Below are 16,110 nucleotides of genomic sequence, written 5' to 3' on the forward strand. Positions count from 1 at the left end.
ACCTCTCTCCCGTACGGTGGGATCCCGTGTCGACCCTCGCCGCTGCTGCCGCCGACCAGGGAGGCATCACCGGCTTCCTGCTCGACCTCGTCGACAAGCTGGGGCCGGTGGGCGTCGGCCTGACGATCCTGATCGAGACGGTGATCCCCCCGATCCCCAGCGAGGCGGTGCTGGGCGCGGCCGGCGTGCTGATCAACGAGGGCCGGATGAGCGTCGTCCCGGTGGTGCTCTTCGCCACCCTGGGGTCGCTGGTCGGCGCGGTGGTCCTCTACTCCATCGGCCGCGCCCTCGGCCCGCGCCGCTCGCACGCCTTCCTCGACCACCTGCCGCTGGTCGAGACCTCCGACGTCGACAAGACCTTCGACTGGTTCGAGCGGCACGGCCGGGCGGCGGTGTTCTTCGGCCGCATGGTGCCGATCGTGCGCAGCTTCGTGTCGGTGCCGGCCGGCGTGGTGCGCATGCCGTGGCCGCAGTTCCTGCTGTTCACCGCCGCCGGCAGCCTGATCTGGAACAGCGTGCTCATCGGCCTCGGGGTGGCGGCCGGCGACTGGGTGCAGGCCAACCTCAAGTACCTCGACTACGTGGTGGTCGCCGTCGTCGTCCTGGCGGTCGGCTGGTTCGTCTGGCGCAAGCTGTCCGGCCGGCTCCGGCGGCCCCCCACGGCGGGGCTGGACCTGCCGGTCGACGAGCGCGACGAGCCGCAGCACCCGTGACCGCGCCCCGGTCGCGTCCCGAGGTCGTCGCCTTCGACGTCAACGAGACGCTGCTCGACCTGGCGCCGGTGCGGGCCGCGCTGGTCGAGGCCGGGCAGCCCGAGCACCTGCTGCCCGCGGTGTTCTCGCGGACGCTGCTGACCGGCTTCGCCGCGGCCGCGGTCGGCAGCTGGTGCCGCTTCCGCGACGCCTTCGACGCCGCCCTGGCCCAGGCCACAGACCTGGCGCCGGTCGAGCGCGCCCGGGTCGCCGACGCCTTCGCCGAGCTGGCGCCGCACCCCGACGTCGAGCCCGCGCTGCGGCTGCTGGCCGAGGCGGGCGTCCGCGCGGTCACGCTCACCCACGGCTCCCCCGGCGTGGCCGAGGCCGGGCTCGGCCGCGGCGGGGTGGCGCCGCTGGTGGAGCGGACCCTGTCCAGCGAGAGCATCCGCGCCTGGAAGCCGAGCCCCGCGGTGTACCTGTGGGCGGCCGGCGTCTGCGACGTCGCCCCGGAGCGGATGGCCCTGGTGGCGGCGCACGGCTGGGACGTCCAGGGCGCCCAGCGCGCCGGGCTCACCGGCGCCTGGTTCCCGCGCAGCGAGCGGGTCTACCCCGCCGTCTTCGAGCCGCCGCACGTGCTCGCCGCCGACCTGCCCGGCGCCGTCGGCGCCCTGCTCGCGCTGCCCGCCTGATGGAGGTCGGCACCCCGCTGGGGCCGGCGCGGGTGCTGCGCCGCGACCCGTCCGGGGCGGTGCGCGGCACGCTCGTGCTCGGGCACGGCGCCGGCGGCGGGATCGACTCCCCCGACCTCACCGCCGTCACCGACGCCGCCGCGGGCGCCGGCTGGCGGGTGCTCGGGGTCGAGCAGCCGTGGAAGGTGGCCGGCGGGCGGGTCGCCGCGGCGCCGCCGCGGCTGGACGTCGCCTGGGCCGCCGTGCTCGACCGGCTCCGGGACGACGGCCTGCTGGCCGGCCCCCTCGTGCTCGGCGGGCGCAGCGCGGGGGCGCGGGTGGCCTGCCGCTCGGCGGCGCAGCAGGGGGCGGCCGGCGTGCTGGCCCTGGCGTTCCCGCTGCACCCGCCGGGGCGGCCGGAGAAGAGCCGGGCCGACGAGCTGTCCCTGGTCGCCGTCCCGCTGCTGGTGGTGCAGGGCACGACCGACGCGTTCGGGGGGCCGGACGAGGTGGCCGCGGCCGCGCCGCACGCGGTGGTGCGCGGGGTCCCCGGCGACCACGCGCTGAAGAAGGACCTCGCGGCCGTCGTGGCCGCCGTCCTCCCCTGGCTCGAGGGGCTTTGTCGCGATCGAGCACGCGCGCTCGATCGCGACAAAGCACCGTGAGCGTCAGTACCGGCGGCGGCGGGCCACCAGGAAGATGAACAGCAGCAGCAGGGCCAGGCCGCCGGCCGGCTTGGCGTAGCGCGCCATCGCCGCGCCGCCGGCCACCTCGAGCAGGTCGATCGGCTCGGGCTCGGACTGCGGGACCGTGCGGGCCGCGGCCGGGGACGGTGCGGACGGCGTCGAGGGGGCCGCAGCGGCGGGCGTGGTGGCCTCGGCGGCCGGGACGCTCGGCGCGCTGGGCGCCGCCGCCGCGGGGGTGGCCGGTGCGGTGTCGGTGGCCGCGGGCGCGGTGTCGGCAGCGGCCGGCGCCGTGTCGGCCGCCGCGGGGGCGGTGTCCGCGGCGGCGGGCGCGGTCTCGGCGGCGGCGGGGGCCGCCTTCTTGGCCGGCGCCGCCTTCTTCTCCGGGGCCGCCGACCTGGCGGGCACGGTGCTCGTCGCCGTCACCCGCTCGGTGGCCGAGGCGGCCGCCTTCTTGGTCGCGGCGGCGGCCTTCTTCGCCGCCGTCCCGTCGGCGGCGGCACCCTCGGCGGAGGCGGCGATCTCCTCGACCGCGCCGGTGGCGGTCGCGGCCGCCTTGGTGGCGGCCGACGGCTCCGGCGCCGGCTCGCCGGCGCCCAGCTGCGCGGCCAGCTTGTCGGCGAACTGGCCGAGCAGCTTGTTGCCGACGTCGGTCATCACGCCGCGGCCGAACTGGGCCGGCCGGCCGGTGATGTTGAGGTCGGTGAGGACGTCGACCCGGGTGACGTCGCCCTCGGGCTTGAGCTGGGCGGTGACCACGGCGGCCGCGGTGCCGTTGCCCCGCTGGTCCTTGCCGCGGGCGTCGATGACGGCCTTGTGCGCGGCCTCATCCTTCTCGATGAACGACGCCTTGCCCTGGTAGGTGAGGTTGATCGGGCCGAGCTTGACCTTGACCCGCCCGGTGAAGTCGTCGCCGGTGACCGAGTCGAGGGCGGCACCGGGCATGCAGGGGGCGATGCGCTCGATGTCGAGCAGCACCCGCCACGCCTCGTCGATCGGCACCGGCACGGTGAACGAGTTCTCGAGCTGCACGCGAAACCTCCAGGGGGATGCGGCTCGGCCGGTCCGCCCGGGGAGGGGCGGGCCGGCCGAGACGGAACGGTACGGACCGGTGCGGAACCGGCGCGGCTACCCGGAAACTACAGCCCGGCGGCCGCGCTGACCGCCCGGCGCGTGAGCACCTTCACGAGGTGCTGGCGGTAGTCGGCCTGGGCGTTGAGGTCGCTGCTGGGCTCGGTCCCCTCGGCGGCCTGGTCGGCCGCCGCGGCGATCGCCTCCGCGCTGGCCGCGGACCCGGACAGGGCCTGCTCCGCGGCGGTCGCCCGCAGCGGCGTCGGCCCCATGTTGGTCAGCCCGATCCGCGCCTCGGCGATGGTGCCGTTCTCCCGCCGGACCGCCGCGGCGACCGCGACGATCGACCAGGCCTGCGCCACGCGGTTGAACTTCTCGTAGTGCATGCCCCACGAGCCCTGCAGCTTGGGGATGCGCACCTCCACCAGCAGCTCCCCCTCCTCGAGGGCGGTGGTCAGGTAGTCGACGAAGAAGTCCCGCGCCGGGACCGTGCGCCGTCCCGACGCGCCGGCGATCACGAACTCGGCGTCCAGGGCCAGAGCCACCGCCGGCAGGTCGCCGGCGGGGTCGGCGTGCGCCAGCGCGCCGCCGAAGGTCCCGCGGTGGCGCACCTGCCGGTCGGCGACGGTCTCGGTCGCCTCGGCGATCAGCGGCGCGTGCTCGGCGATCAGCGGGTCGCCGAGCACGTCGGAGTGCGTCGTCATCGCGCCGATCACGATCGCGTCGCCGTCGTCGCGCACCCCGCGCAGCTCCGTCACCCGGGTCAGGTCGACCACGGTGGACGGCGCGGCGAGGCGCAGCCGCATGACCGGGATGAGCGACTGCCCGCCGGCGAGGATCTTGACGTCCTCGCCACCGGCGGCGATGGCCTGCAGGGCCTCGTCGACGGTGGTGGGCCGGGCGTACTCGAACGGCGCGGGGATCACTGCTCGACTCCTTCGTCGTCTCGGCGGATCATCGGTCGCCGCCCAGCGACGACTCCGGCGTGGCGACGCCGGTGGTGGTCTCGGTCTGCGCGCCGCCGTAGGCGACGGTGCCCGCCGTCGCCCGGCCGGCACCGTCCCCGCCCTGGTGGAGCGCCCGCCAGACCCGTTCCGGGGTGAGCGGCATGAGGATGTCGGGCACCCCCAGGTGGCGGACCGCGTCGAGCGCGGCGTTCACGACGGCCGGCGTGCTGGCGATGCAGCCGGCCTCGCCGACGCCCTTGGCCCCGATGGGGTTGCCCGGCGCCGCGTGGACCGTGTTTCCGGTGTCGAAGTGCGGCAGGTCGGCGGCCGAGGGCACCAGGTAGTCGACGAAGGTGCCGGTGGTCAGATTGCCGTCGGCGTCGTAGACCGCCTCCTCGTACAGCGCCTGGGCGATGCCCTGTGCGAGGCCGCCGTGGATCTGCCCCTCCACGATGAGCGGGTTGACGATCGTCCCGACGTCGTCGACGCAGGCGTACTTGCGGATCTTGACCATCCCGGTCTCGGTGTCGACCTCCAGGGCGCAGATGTGCGTGCCGTGGGGGAAGGAGAAGTTGACCGGGTCGAAGGTGGCGTCGGCGTCCAGCGACGGCTCCACGCCCTCGGGGAAGTTGTGCGCCACGAAGGTCGCCAGCGCGAGCTCCTGGATCGACAGCGCCGTGCCCGGGGTGCCGCGGACGGAGAACTTCCCGCCCGAGAACTCCAGGTCGTCCTCGTTGGCCTCGAGCAGGTGCGCGGCGACCCGGCGCGCCTTGGCCACGACCTTCTGCGCGGCGTTGACCACCGCGGCACCGCCGACGACGAGCGAGCGGGAGCCGTAGGTGTCCAGGCCGCGCGAGGCGATGGAGGTGTCGCCGTGCAGCACCTCGACGTCCTCGAACGGCACGCCGAGCTCGTCGGCGACCAGCTGGCTCCACGCCGTCTCGTGCCCCTGCCCGTGCGGGGTCGAGCCGGTGACCACCTCGATCTTGCCGGTGGGCAGCACGCGGATGGAGGCGTGCTCCCAGCCGCCCGAGCCGAAGGCGAGCGAGCCGAGCACCCGGGAGGGGGCGATACCGCACATCTCGGTGAAGGTGGAGAAACCGATGCCCAGCTGGACCGGATCACCCGACTCGCGCCGCCGCCGTTGCTCCTCGCGCAGCTCGTCGTAGCCGAGCAGCTGCAGCGCCTGCTGGGTCGCGGTGTCGTAGTCGCCGCTGTCGTACTCGAGCCCGGCCACCGTGGTGAACGGGAACTCCTCGGCCTTGATCCAGTTCTTGCGGCGCAGCTCGAGCGGGTCCATGCCGAGCTCGACGGCGAGCTCGTCCATGATCCGCTCGATGGCGAACGTGGCCTCGGGCCGGCCGGCGCCGCGGTAGGCGTCGGTGGGCGTCTTGTTGGTGAAGACGCCGTCGCACACGAACTGGTAGGCCGGGAACTTGTAGATCGCCGGGTACATGAACGCACCCAGCGCCGGGATTCCCGGGGTGATCAGGCGGAGGTAGGCGCCCATGTCGGCGAGCAGCCGCACCTTGAGTCCCTTGACGTTGCCCTCCCGGTCGGACGCGATGTCGATGTACTGGATCTGGTCGCGGCCGTGGTGGGCGCTCATGATCGACTCGCTGCGGGTCTCGGTGAACTTCACGGGCTTGCCCAGCCGCTTGGCCACCAGGAGGGTGATCACCTCCTCGGGCGTGACCTGCAGCTTGCCGCCGAAGCCGCCACCGACGTCGGGGGCGATGACCCGGAGCTTGTGCTCGGGCGTGCCGGTGATCATCGCCAGCATCAGCCGGAGGATGTGGGGGACCTGGGTCGAGGACCACATCGTGTAGTTGTCGCCCTGGGGCTGGACGACGGTGGCCCGCGGCTCCATGAAGGCCGGGACCAGCCGCTGCTGGACGAACCGGCGGCGCACCACCACGTCGGCGTTCGCGAACGCCTCGTCGGTGTTCTGCCCCGTGCCGGCCTCGCCGGCGTCGAAGACGAAGTGGTAGCTGGTGTTCGACTCCAGGTGGTCGTGGCAGAGGTCGCAGCCCTCGGAGGTGGCCTGCTCCATGTCGAGGACGGCCGGGAGCTGGTCGTAGTCGACGTCGACGAGCTCGACGGCGTCCTGGGCGGCGGCCTTGCTGCGCGCGACGATGACCGCGACCGCCTCGCCGACGTGGTTGACCTCCTCGACGGCGAGCGAGGGGTGGCCGGGGTTGACCATGTCCGGCGTCACCGGCCAGGCACACGGGATCGAGCCCTGCTCCTCGGCGAAGTCGCGCCCGGTGAACACGGCGACGACGTTCGGCGCGGACCGGGCGGCCCCGACGTCGACGTTGCGGATCTTGGCGTGCGCGACCGGGCTGCGGACGATCGCCAGGTGCAGCATGCCGGGCAGCACCAGGTTGTCGGTCCACTGCGTCCGGCCGGTGATCAGCCGGGCGTCCTCCTTGCGCCGTCGGGCCTGGCCGACCTCCTTGGCCGGGGCCTCGGTGCCCGGCCGGTCCTCGGTGACCGTCATGACTGCACCGCCACGTGGGGAGCGGCCGCGGTGTCCACCTCGGCCGGGGAGACGTGCCCGTTGCCGGTCTGCCGACCGCTCATCTCGGCGGCGGCCTGCTGCACGGCACGGACGATGTTCTGGTACCCGGTGCAGCGGCAGAGGTTGCCCTCGATGCCCTCGCGCACCTCGTCCTCGCTCGGATCCGGGTTGTCGTTCACCAGGTCGATCGAGGCCATGATCATGCCCGGCGTGCAGAAGCCGCACTGCAGGCCGTGCATCTCGTGGAAGGCCTTCTGCATCGGGTGCAGGGTGCCGTCCGGGGCGGCCACGCCCTCGATGGTCGTGACCTCGCACCCGTCGGCCTGCACCGCGAAGACGGTGCAGCTCTTCACGGCCTCGCCGTCCAGGTGGACGGTGCAGGCGCCGCAGTTGCTGGTGTCGCAGCCCACGACCGTCCCGACCTTGCCCAGCTGCTCGCGCAGGTAGTGGACCAGGAGGGTCCGCGGTTCGACGTCGTCGGTGTACGAGGCCCCGTCGACCCGCACGTTTATGGATGTCACGCGTCCTCCGCTCGGCTCGCAGAAACGTGTGACCCAGGCGTCACCCAGGTCACGCGAGCGGAGTCTGTCCCCTCAGGAGTGACTTAGGCCACGCTAACCTGCGGCTCAGGCCAGTTGTTCACCCGAGGCTTCCGGGCCGGACGACGCGACTTCCGCGGGTGCGGCGGTGTTCGTCCACCGGCCCTCCGCAGCTGCGGAGTGCCGCAACGTTGCAGCGTGGTTGCAGCGCGGGTCGAGCCGCGCCGCCGCCCGTGGGGCCGCGTCGTGGCGCGGTCCCACGGGCGGTGCGGCGGGTCGAGCCGGTCAGCCGGCCGACGCGTAGGCGGGGTCGCGCTCGACCGGCGCCGGGGTGGCCCGGCGGCGGCGCAGCCGGGCGGAGGCGACGAGGGGCACCAGGCCGGCGGCGGCCAGGCCGGCACCGACGACGCTGGGCGCCTGGTAACCGAGGCCGGCGGCGATGACCAGCCCGCCCAGCCACGCGCCGAGGGCGTTGGCGGTGTTCAGCGCCGAGTGGTTGAGCGCGGCGCCGAGCATCTGCGCCTCGCCGGCGGTCTCCATGAGCCGCAGCTGCAGGCAGATGGCGAGCGTCGAGGCGGCGACCGACACCAGGAAGACGCCGGCGAACAGCGCCGGGGCCCACGGGGAGGTCAGCGCGACCACGGCCAGCAGGACCCCGAGGACGACGAGGCTGCCCACCAGCGAGCGGAACAGGGCCAGGTCGGCCAGCCGTCCGCCGAGCGCCGTCCCGACGATGCCGCCCAGGCCGTAGGCGAGCAGCACCCACGGCACCGTGCCGCGGGAGAGGCCGGCGACGTCCGTCGCGACGGGGGCGATGTAGCTGTAGAGGGCGAACATGCCGCCGAAGCCGACGATCCCCACGAGGAGGGTGAGCAGCACCTGGGGCCGGCGCAGGGCGTCGAGCTCGCCGCGCACGGTCGCGTCCGCGCGGCCGGGGGAGCGCGGCACGACGGCGACGACGGCGGCCATGGTGAGGGCGGCCAGGACGACGACGAGCCAGTAGGCCGCCCGCCAGCCGAGCGACTGCCCGAGCCAGGTGGCCGCGGGGACGCCCGCGACCATGGCCACCGCGAGACCGAGCATCACCGAGCTGACCGCGCGGCCGCGCAGGTGCGGGGCGACCAGCGAGGCGGCGACCAGCGAGGCGACGCCGAAGTACGCACCGTGGGGCAGGCCGCTGAGGAAGCGGGCGACGGAGAGCGTGCCGTAGCCGGGCGCGAGCGCGCTGAGCGCGTTGCCGACGAGGAACGCGGCCATGAGGCCGACGAGCAGGGCGCGGCGCGGGAGCCGGGCGGACAGCGCGGCGATCACCGGGGCCCCGACGACGACGCCGAGCGCGTAGTAGCTGATGACGTGGCCCGCGGTCGGGATGCTCACGCCCACGCCGTCGGCGATGTCGGGCAGCACGCCCATCGTCACGAACTCGGTGGTGCCGATGGCGAAGCCGCCGAGGGCCAGCGCCACCAGCGCGACGACGGCGCGCGGGGTGACGCGGGACGGGGGAAGGGCGGTGTCGGTCGCGGCACTCACGTAGAACTGCGAAGCCCCTGCCCTGGGGCCGCATTCCCGGCGGGCGCACGTGTGACGAGCGTCCCGCCGTCCTCCCCCACCGCGACGGCTCCTCCCCCACGCCGCACGGCGAGGGAGGAGCCGCCACGATCAGGTCAGCTGATCGTGGCGCCGCCCGTCAGCGGGGGCGGGTGCCGCGGCGCAGGCGGAGCAGGTGCGCGGCGGCCTCGGCCCGGCGCGGCGAGGTCGAGGGCAGCAGGTCGAAGCAGGCCTGCCACACAGCGACGTCGTCGGCGGCCTCGGGCAGCGTGCTGTAGCGCAGCAGCAGCTCCGGGCGGCGGCTGCGCAGCACGTGGTGCCGCAGCAGCGCGGCCAGCCGCTCGCGGGCCAGCGCGACCCCCGGCGCCCGCGACGCCGGCAGCACGCCGCCGGGATAGCGCTCGAGGGCGGCGCCGACCGAGCCCTGGCCCAGCAGCCGGCGCACCCGGTCGAGGTCGGTCTCCAGCGGGCCGAGCAACCGGTACGGCCGCGACCCGACCAGCGAGGGCCCCACCAGCCGGCGCAGCCGCGAGAGCTCGGCGCGGACCGTCACCGCCGCCGTCCCCCCGGGGTGGCACTCGCCGGCGAGCTGCTCGGCGGTCCGGCCCTCCCCGGCCACCGCCGCCTCGGCCAGCAGGAGCAGCAGCTCGGAGTGGCGCAGCGACAGCTCGATCCGCCCGGTCGGCAGGGTCAGCCGCGCCCGCTCCCGCCCGAGGACCTCCAGCCGCGGTGCGGTGCGCGCGGCCGGCGGCGCGCCCGGCCGGCGGGCGGCCTGCTCGCGGTGCAGCAGCCGCAGCTCCGACTCGACCGCGGCCACGGTGGCCCGGACCAGCGTGAGCATGTGCGGGCTGGCGACGTGGTCGCCGCCGGTCACGTCGATGGCGCCCAGCAGCACGCCCGAGAGCGGGTCGTGCACCGGCGCGGCCGAGCAGCTCCACGGCTGGACGGGCCGGCGGAAGTGCTCGCTGCCGTAGATCTGGACGGCGTGGTCGAGCGCCAGCGCCGTGCCGGGCGCGTTCGTGCCGGCGACCTCCTCCGCCCACCGGGCGCCCTCGACGAAGTGCATGCCCGCCGCGCGCGAGCGCAGCCGGGAGTCGCCCTCCACCCACAGCATGCGGCCGGCGGCGTCGGAGACGGCGACGATCATCTGGTCGGCCTCGGCGTCCTCGACCAGCAGCCGGCGGATCACCGGCATCACCGGCGCCAGCGGGTGCGCCTCGCGGTAGGCGAGCAGGTCGCCGTCCACCAGCTCGACCGGTGGCGAGCTGCTGCCGTCGGGGTCGACGCCGCAGCCCAGCGAGCGCCGCCAGCTGTCCCAGACCACCGACCGGACGCCGGCGTCGGAGGCCGGCAGGCCCGAGGTGACGAGGTGCTCGTGGGCAGCGCGCAGCCGCCGGGTCAGCCCAGCGCTCGGCTGCCCGTCGGGCAGCGCGAGCCACGGATTGAGGGTCGACGTCACGCGCGCTCCCCGTCGAGTGGCCTGTGTCGCACCCATCGTGACCTGTGGACGACGTTTCCACCAGCGCCCGCCGGACGGGTGAACCCGCCGCTCAGAAGCGCGGTGGCGCGGTCGGCAGCAGGGCGCGGGCGTCGCGCGCCCGCAGCGCACCGGCCCACAGCCCGGCGCCGTAGGCGAGGTCCTCCAGCCGCCGGGCGGCGGCGAACGGCAGCAGCGCCGCCTCGGACCGGTGCGGCCACCACCCCTGGACGGCGTCGAGCGCGGCCACCGCCGGCACCAGCCGCCGCGCCCGCCGCGACACCAGCGCGGCGCCCACCGCCAGCGGCCAGTGGTGGCGGGTGACCGCCCGCGCCAGCGTCGTCCCCGCCGTCGCCGTCCCGCGGAGCACGAGCCCGGCGGCGAACGCCCACGGCAGCGGCTCCCCCGGCCGCGCCAGCCGGCGGGCCAGCCGGGCCGACGCCCCCGCCACGAGGCCGGCCGCCGGCAGCGGGCGGCCGGCCAGGAGCAGCGCCCAGGCCGCCGCCGACCACGGCGAGACCACCAGGGGGGAGACGACGGCGCCGTGGCGGGCGGCCAGCGGCGCGGCCCCGGTGCCGTAGAAGGCGCGGCGGCGCAGCCAGGCCCCGGGCGTGGAGCGGTGGTCGTGCGCCACCTGCGCCGCGGGCTCGTAGCGCACCCGCCAGCCGGCCGCGGCCAGCCGCCAGACCAGGTCGACGTCCTCGGCGACGTGCATCGCCTCGTCGAACCCGTCGCCGAGCGCCGCGCGCCGGGCCAGCAGGGCCGCGCTCGGCACGTAGGAGACGGCCGACAGCGGGCGCACCGGCGCGGGCCGCGGCCCCATGTCGAGCGCGCTGGCCACCGCCTCGTACCGGCTCACCCACCCCGGCCGGTCGACCGGCAGGGCGACGATCCGCGGGGCGACCAGCGCGAGCCGGGGGTCGGCGAGGTGCGGGGCGAGCGCGGCGAGCCAGCCGGGCCGGGGGACGCAGTCGGAGTCGAGGAACGCGACGGCGGCCGTCGTCGCCCCGCGCAGGCCCGTGTTGCGCGCCGCCGCGGGGCCGCGGGCGGTCGCGTGCCGGACCACCCGAGCACCCGCCGCCACCACGGGTACCACCGAGCCGTCGTCGACCACGAGCACCGGGAGGTCGGCGGTCCCGGGGTCCGCGCGCAGCGCGGCCAGCAGCCGGGCCAGGTCCGCCGGCCGGTCCCGCACGGGGACGACGACGGTGACCTCGTCCGGGCGCCGGGGCGGCAGGTCGGGGTGCGCCGCACCGGCGTCGAGCAGCCGGGCGGCGAGCTCCGCCGTCGCCGCGTCGTGCACCTCCAGGCGGTCGCCGGCCAGCAGGGCTCGGGCCCGCGGTGAGAGCCGGAGCAGCCGCAGCGGCGAGCCACCGAGCAGGGCCGCGCCGCCGTCCCGCCGCCGGACCGCCGGATCGAGCCGGACCGCGAACCCGTCCGGCAGCCGCGCGGCCGGCGGGGTGCCGACCGTCATCGACCGGCGAGCACCTCGTCGGTGGTGCGCAGCTCGACCAGCGGGGCGTACAGCGACATCACCCGCAGCGCCCGGTCGTGGTCGTCGTCGCTGGACCCGGCGCAGGCGTCGGTCACCACGCGCACCGGCACCCCGGCGTCGGCGGCCGGCAGCACGGTGGAGATCACGCAGCAGTCGGTGGCGACGCCGGTGACGGTCAGCGGGCCGCTGCCGACGATCTCGGCGAGGTCGGGGCCCCACTTGCCGAAGGTGGTGACGTCGAGCACCTGCGCCGCGCCCGGGTCCTCGACCAGCCGGTAGAGCTCGGCGTCCGGCGGCTGCAGGGCGAAGGGGTACTGCTCGTAGTAGTCCTTCCAGGCACCGACCGGCTGCTGCGGCGCGACGAACCGGGTGAAGACGACGCAGCCCTCGAAGGCCTCCACCAGCCGGCGGATCCGCGGCCGCACCTCCTCGAACCGCGGCGTCGTCCAGGGCGAGTCGGGATCGCCGAAGACGTGCTGCAGGTCGACGACGACGAGCCAGCCCGGGGGTTTCACACGACCTCCTGGGAGCGGACGGCGGAGCGGCGCAGCGCGAGCGTGCCGAGCAGGCCGACGAGGAAGGCGGCCAGCACGCCGAGGTTGGCGAAGGCCCAGTCGCCGGTCTTCCCGCCCAGCCCGAACGGGCCGAGCAGGTAGCCCTGCCAGTCCAGCCAGCCGGCGTAGGTGTTGGTGACCAGCCCCCAGCCGAGCACCGTGCCGACGAGCAGCAGGACCAGCGGCACCGGCTGCACGCTGCCGTAGCGGCCGCGGGCGTCGAACAGGTCGGGCTCGGCGTAGGCGCGGCGGCGCAGCGCCAGGTCGGCCAGGAAGATGCCGCACCAGACCGCGATCGGGACGCCCAGGGTGATCAGGAACCCCTGGAACTGGAAGAAGAAGTTCTCCGCCACGAAGACGACGAACACGGTGCCGGCCACCATGAGCGCGCCGTCGATGCCGGCGGCGACCGGCCGCGGCACGCGCAGCCCGGCGGCCAGCAGCGAGAGCCCCGACGAGTAGATGTCCAGCAGCGCGCCGCCGATCAGGCCGAGCACCACGACGACGAAGAACGGCACCAGGAACCAGGTGGGCAGGATCGTGCCCAGCGCGCCGATCGGGTCGAGGGCGATGGCGGCGGAGAGCTCGGGGTCGGAGCCGGCCAGCAACAACCCGGCGAGCAGCAGGAGCACCGGCGCCAGCGCGCCGCCGAACGTCGTCCACCCGACGACGCCGGCGGTCGACGACGAGCGGGGCAGGTAGCGCGAGTAGTCGGCCGCGGCGTTGACCCAGCCGAAGCCGTAGCCGGTCATGGCCAGGGTCAGCGCCCCGACGAACGCCGCCGTCGACCCGCTGGGCGCGGCGGTCACCGCCGACCAGTCGACCTCGCCGAGCACGAGCGCCAGGTAGACGACGGTGAGCACCCCGGTGACGACGGTGATGACCGTCTGCATGCGGATGATCAGGTCGAAGCCGAGCACGCCGCCGACGACGACCAGTGCGGCGACGACCAGCAGCGCGATGACCTGGGTCAGCGTCCCGCCGCTCCAGCCGAGCTCGCGGAAGACCGTCGAGGTCGCGAGCGTGGCCAGCGAGACGAGCACCGTCTCCCAGCCGACGGTGAGCACCCACGACAGGACGGCGGGCACCCGGTTGCCGTTGACGCCGAAGGCCGCGCGGCTGAGCACGAGCGTCGGGGCCGAGCCGCGCTTGCCGGCGATCGCGACGAGGCCGCAGAGCAGGAAGGAGACGACGATGCCGACGACGCCGGCGACCAGCGCCTGCCAGAAGGAGATGCCGAAGCCGAACAGGAACGACCCGTAGGCCAGGCCCAGGACGCTGACGTTGGCGCCGAACCACGGCCAGAACAGCTGCCGCGGCGTGCCCTTGCGCTCCTCCTCGGCGATGACGTTGATGCCGTTGGTCTCGACGGTCACGCGCGGGGTGGCTGCCATGTCCGCAGTCCTCTCCCGGGGAAACGCCCGATCCCGACGCGGAACCCTAGCCCCCCGGGCGCAGCCGGCCGCTGGCGTCGACGTCCCACGCGGCGACGGCGGCGACCAGCCGGTCGGCCAGGCCGGCGAGCAGCTCCGCGCCCTCTCCCGCGGTGGCGCCGGCGGGGTCGCCCAGCACGCCGGTGGGGCTGACCGGGCGCACGCCCTCGACGCGCAGGCGGGGCAGCAGCCGCTCGAGCGGCAGGGTCGCGCCGGCCACGGCCCGGTCCCCCAGCACCCCCTCCGGTTCCACGTGCAACATCAGCGACGTCTCGGTGCGGCCCGCGTGCGCGTCGCCGTCCGGGACGGCGCACGGGAACCAGGCGACCTCGCGGCCCTCGTACCGCAGCACCCGGCCGGCCGCGCCCAGCGCCTCGAGGTTGCCGCCGTGGCCATTGACGATCAGCACCCGCCCGGCCCAGCGGCAGGCCGAGCGCCCGTACTCGACGAGCAGCCCGGTCAGCGCCTCGGTGCCGAGGGAGACGGTGCCGGGGAAGCCCTCGTGCTCACCGCTGGCCCCGTAGGCGAGGGCCGGCGCGAGCACGGCGCCGTCGAGCCGGTCGGCGGCGGCCTCGGCCACCGCCCCGGCCACGGCGGTGTCGGTGGTCAGCGGCAGGTGGTGGCCGTGCTGCTCCACCGAGCCCAGCGGGACGACGAGCAGCGGCGACTCCGGGACGTCGGGCCAGACCAGGCCGTCCAGGCTGCGCACCCGGCCAGCCTAGGGAGGCCTCGCGGCCTGCCGGGCCGGGGGCGGGCCACGCCTTGACGCCGACCCCGACGGCAACGTCCTCGAGTTCGGCTGGATGGACCCCGTCGCCGCCGAGCAGGGCCCGGAGGCCGTCGTGCCGCAGCAGGCCTGAGGTCGGTGGCCGCGCGCGACTACGGGCAGTACGACGGCGTCACGCGGGCCCTGGAGCTCGTCGGCGAGCGCTGGGCCCTGCTGATCGTCCGCGACCTGCTCGTCGGGCCGCGCCGCTACGGCGAGCTCGCCGCGGGGCTCCCCCGCGTGCCGAGCAACATCCTGGCGGCGCGGCTCAAGGAGCTGCAGGCGGCCGGCGTCATCCGCCGGGCGCCGCGCTCGCGGGTCGTCGTCCACGAGCTGACGCCCTACGGCCGCGAGCTCGAGCCCGCGGTGCTCGCGCTCGGCGCCTGGGGCTTCAAGGCGCTCGGCGACCCGCGGGAGGAGCAGATCATCACCCCCGACTCGATGACCATGTCCCTCCGCACCGCCTTCCGGCCGCAGGTGGCGGCGGAGCTGCCGGCGACCGCGTACGCGGCGCTCGTGGGGGCCGCCGAGCTGCTCATCCGGGTGGACGGCCCCACGCTGGACGTGGCGCGCGGCGACGGGCCGGCCGACCTCGCCTTCGCCGCGGGGCCGGGCATCCACCGGCTCATCTCCGGCGCGCTCGCGCCGGACCGCGCCATCGCGACCGGGGTGGTCGAGGTGCTGCGCGGGCCGGGCGACCTCCTCGGCCGCTTCGCGAGCACGTTCCACCTGGCCGCCCGACCGCGGCCGCCCGGCGACTACCCGGCCGTGGCGAGGAAGCAGTAGCGGTTCAGGCTGAAGAGGTAGTCGTCCTCCGCGCCGCGCGCCCGCAGGTCGGCCCACCAGGCCTCGACGTCCGCCTGGGTCAGCCCGTGCCGGCCGACGACGAAGCGCCCGATCGTCCCCATGGTGTGCGCGCTGTAGGTGTCCTCCTCGTATCTGCTGTTGAACAGCGGGATCAGGTGCCGCCCGGTCACCCGGAGACCGGCGCGCCGGAGGTGTCCCGGCAGGGTGCACGGCAGATGGGGGTGCACCAGGTGCTCCTCCCACGCGGCCATGACGCGGCGGTGCCGGTCGCGATCGGCGGCGTGCCAGACCACGGAGTCCCAGTCGGTGTCGAGGACCAGCGCGCGGCCACCGGGCCGCAGCACGCGGCGCAGCTCCGCCAGGGCCCGCGGGACGTCCGCGACGTACTCGTAGACCTGGGTCGACACCGCGGCGTCGAAGACGCCGTCCGGGTACGGCAGGTCCAGGGCGTCGCCGTCGTCGATCCGGGCCCACGGCCGCGTCGCGACCAGCTCCCGGGCCAGGGCGTTCATCGGCGCGCTCGGGTCGAGCCCGTGGACGGCGCCGCCCGCGCCGACGGCGTCGGCCAGCGACGCCACCAGGAAGCCGGGGCCCGACCCGACGTCCAGCACGCGCTCCCCGGGCCGGGCGGCGAGCAGGGCGAGCACCTCGGCGCGCTGCCGGACGACGTCCGGGGTCGAGTACGTGCGCTGGATCCGGCGCGCGCCGTCCTCGTCGAAGGGGAGCACCGACCCGCCTCCCTCCTGCGGCCCACCGCTCCGCTCCAGACTGGCCGATGCACGTTCCCGCGGGAACGTCCATCGGCCCGGCGGGCGGCGACCGCGGCGGCGCTGCGTCCCCGGGTGTCGGGCCGCCGGCCTCCGGGCAGGAGGAGGGCATGGCATCGGAAGAGACGACGAAGGT

At 75.8% G+C, this 16,110-nt stretch carries 15 protein-coding genes; 4 read left to right on the forward strand and 11 right to left on the reverse strand.

What is annotated here, in order from left to right; all coding sequences use genetic code 11:
- Positions 1-26: 26 nt before the first annotated feature.
- From ACI797_RS19785 to ACI797_RS19795, 3 genes are read left to right on the forward strand one after another with little or no spacing between them, the layout of a single operon-like run.
- Positions 27-713 carry a DedA family protein gene (locus ACI797_RS19785; protein ID WP_456860618.1) on the forward strand — a complete coding sequence of 229 codons (687 nt, stop codon included), beginning with the start codon at positions 27-29 and terminating at the stop codon, positions 711-713.
- On the forward strand, positions 710-1,384 hold the full coding sequence (locus ACI797_RS19790; protein WP_456860620.1) for an HAD-IA family hydrolase: 675 nt from the start codon (positions 710-712) through the stop codon (positions 1,382-1,384). The genes ACI797_RS19785 and ACI797_RS19790 overlap by 4 nt, the downstream gene beginning before the upstream one ends.
- Entirely contained in the window at positions 1,384-2,028 is a 645-nt protein-coding gene (locus tag ACI797_RS19795; protein WP_456860622.1) for an alpha/beta hydrolase family protein, read from the forward strand. The genes ACI797_RS19790 and ACI797_RS19795 overlap by 1 nt, the downstream gene beginning before the upstream one ends.
- 3 nt (positions 2,029-2,031) lie before the next feature.
- Here ACI797_RS19795 and ACI797_RS19800 read toward each other — a convergent pair whose 3' ends face one another.
- The 10 genes from ACI797_RS19800 to mftE all read right to left on the reverse strand — a co-directional run bounded on the left by ACI797_RS19800 (position 2,032) and on the right by mftE (position 14,343).
- Positions 2,032-3,078, reverse strand: coding sequence for an SRPBCC family protein (locus tag ACI797_RS19800; RefSeq protein WP_456860624.1), 1,047 nt, complete (start codon positions 3,076-3,078; stop codon positions 2,032-2,034).
- Positions 3,079-3,185: 107 nt separating this feature from the next.
- Entirely contained in the window at positions 3,186-4,043 is an 858-nt protein-coding gene (locus tag ACI797_RS19805) for an FAD binding domain-containing protein (RefSeq protein WP_456860626.1), read from the reverse strand.
- Positions 4,044-4,071: 28 nt separating this feature from the next.
- Positions 4,072-6,567, reverse strand: a complete 2,496-nt coding sequence (locus ACI797_RS19810; RefSeq protein ID WP_456860627.1) for a xanthine dehydrogenase family protein molybdopterin-binding subunit — start codon at positions 6,565-6,567, stop codon at positions 4,072-4,074.
- On the reverse strand, positions 6,564-7,109 hold the full coding sequence (locus ACI797_RS19815; RefSeq protein WP_456538357.1) for a (2Fe-2S)-binding protein: 546 nt from the start codon (positions 7,107-7,109) through the stop codon (positions 6,564-6,566). The genes ACI797_RS19810 and ACI797_RS19815 overlap by 4 nt, the downstream gene beginning before the upstream one ends.
- Positions 7,110-7,412: 303 nt before the next feature.
- Positions 7,413-8,657 carry an MFS transporter gene (locus ACI797_RS19820; protein ID WP_456860629.1) on the reverse strand — a complete coding sequence of 415 codons (1,245 nt, stop codon included), beginning with the start codon at positions 8,655-8,657 and terminating at the stop codon, positions 7,413-7,415.
- A gap of 157 nt (positions 8,658-8,814) precedes the next feature.
- Complete coding sequence (locus ACI797_RS19825; protein ID WP_456860631.1) at positions 8,815-10,134, reverse strand: GAF domain-containing protein; 1,320 nt, start codon at positions 10,132-10,134, stop codon at positions 8,815-8,817.
- A gap of 91 nt (positions 10,135-10,225) precedes the next feature.
- On the reverse strand, positions 10,226-11,626 hold the full coding sequence (gene mftF / locus ACI797_RS19830; protein WP_456860633.1) for a mycofactocin biosynthesis glycosyltransferase MftF: 1,401 nt from the start codon (positions 11,624-11,626) through the stop codon (positions 10,226-10,228).
- Positions 11,623-12,162 carry a cysteine hydrolase family protein gene (locus ACI797_RS19835; protein WP_456860635.1) on the reverse strand — a complete coding sequence of 180 codons (540 nt, stop codon included), beginning with the start codon at positions 12,160-12,162 and terminating at the stop codon, positions 11,623-11,625. The genes mftF and ACI797_RS19835 overlap by 4 nt, the downstream gene beginning before the upstream one ends.
- Positions 12,159-13,595 (reverse strand): purine-cytosine permease family protein, encoded by a 1,437-nt coding sequence (locus tag ACI797_RS19840; protein WP_456860636.1) that lies wholly within the window; start codon positions 13,593-13,595, stop codon positions 12,159-12,161. Before ACI797_RS19840 ends, ACI797_RS19835 begins: the two co-directional genes overlap by 4 nt.
- Positions 13,596-13,641: 46 nt before the next feature.
- Complete coding sequence (gene mftE / locus ACI797_RS19845; protein ID WP_456860638.1) at positions 13,642-14,343, reverse strand: mycofactocin biosynthesis peptidyl-dipeptidase MftE; 702 nt, start codon at positions 14,341-14,343, stop codon at positions 13,642-13,644.
- Between the two features lie 156 nt (positions 14,344-14,499).
- Here mftE and ACI797_RS19850 point away from each other — a divergent pair, with 156 nt between their 5' ends.
- Positions 14,500-15,186: a winged helix-turn-helix transcriptional regulator gene (locus ACI797_RS19850; RefSeq protein ID WP_456860642.1), complete on the forward strand. Its 687-nt coding sequence runs from the start codon at positions 14,500-14,502 to the stop codon at positions 15,184-15,186.
- Here ACI797_RS19850 and ACI797_RS19855 read toward each other — a convergent pair.
- A complete protein-coding gene (locus ACI797_RS19855) occupies positions 15,159-15,935 on the reverse strand; it encodes a methyltransferase domain-containing protein (RefSeq protein WP_456860644.1) in 777 nt (258 codons plus the stop codon). The two genes, ACI797_RS19850 and ACI797_RS19855, sit on opposite strands and share 28 nt — an antisense overlap.
- Positions 15,936-16,110: the final 175 nt, after the last annotated feature.

This window comes from Geodermatophilus sp. SYSU D00691 (genome assembly GCF_054050275.1).

Excerpts from the sequence above, each read along its gene's own strand:
- ACI797_RS19795 (WP_456860622.1), top strand. The coding sequence starts at position 1,384 with ATGGAGGTCGGCACCCCGCTGGGGCCGGCGCGGGTGCTGCGCCGCGAC.
- ACI797_RS19810 (WP_456860627.1), bottom strand. The coding sequence starts at position 6,567 with ATGACGGTCACCGAGGACCGGCCGGGCACCGAGGCCCCGGCCAAGGAG.
- mftF (WP_456860633.1), bottom strand. The coding sequence starts at position 11,626 with ATGACGGTCGGCACCCCGCCGGCCGCGCGGCTGCCGGACGGGTTCGCG.
- ACI797_RS19840 (WP_456860636.1), bottom strand. The coding sequence starts at position 13,595 with ATGGCAGCCACCCCGCGCGTGACCGTCGAGACCAACGGCATCAACGTC.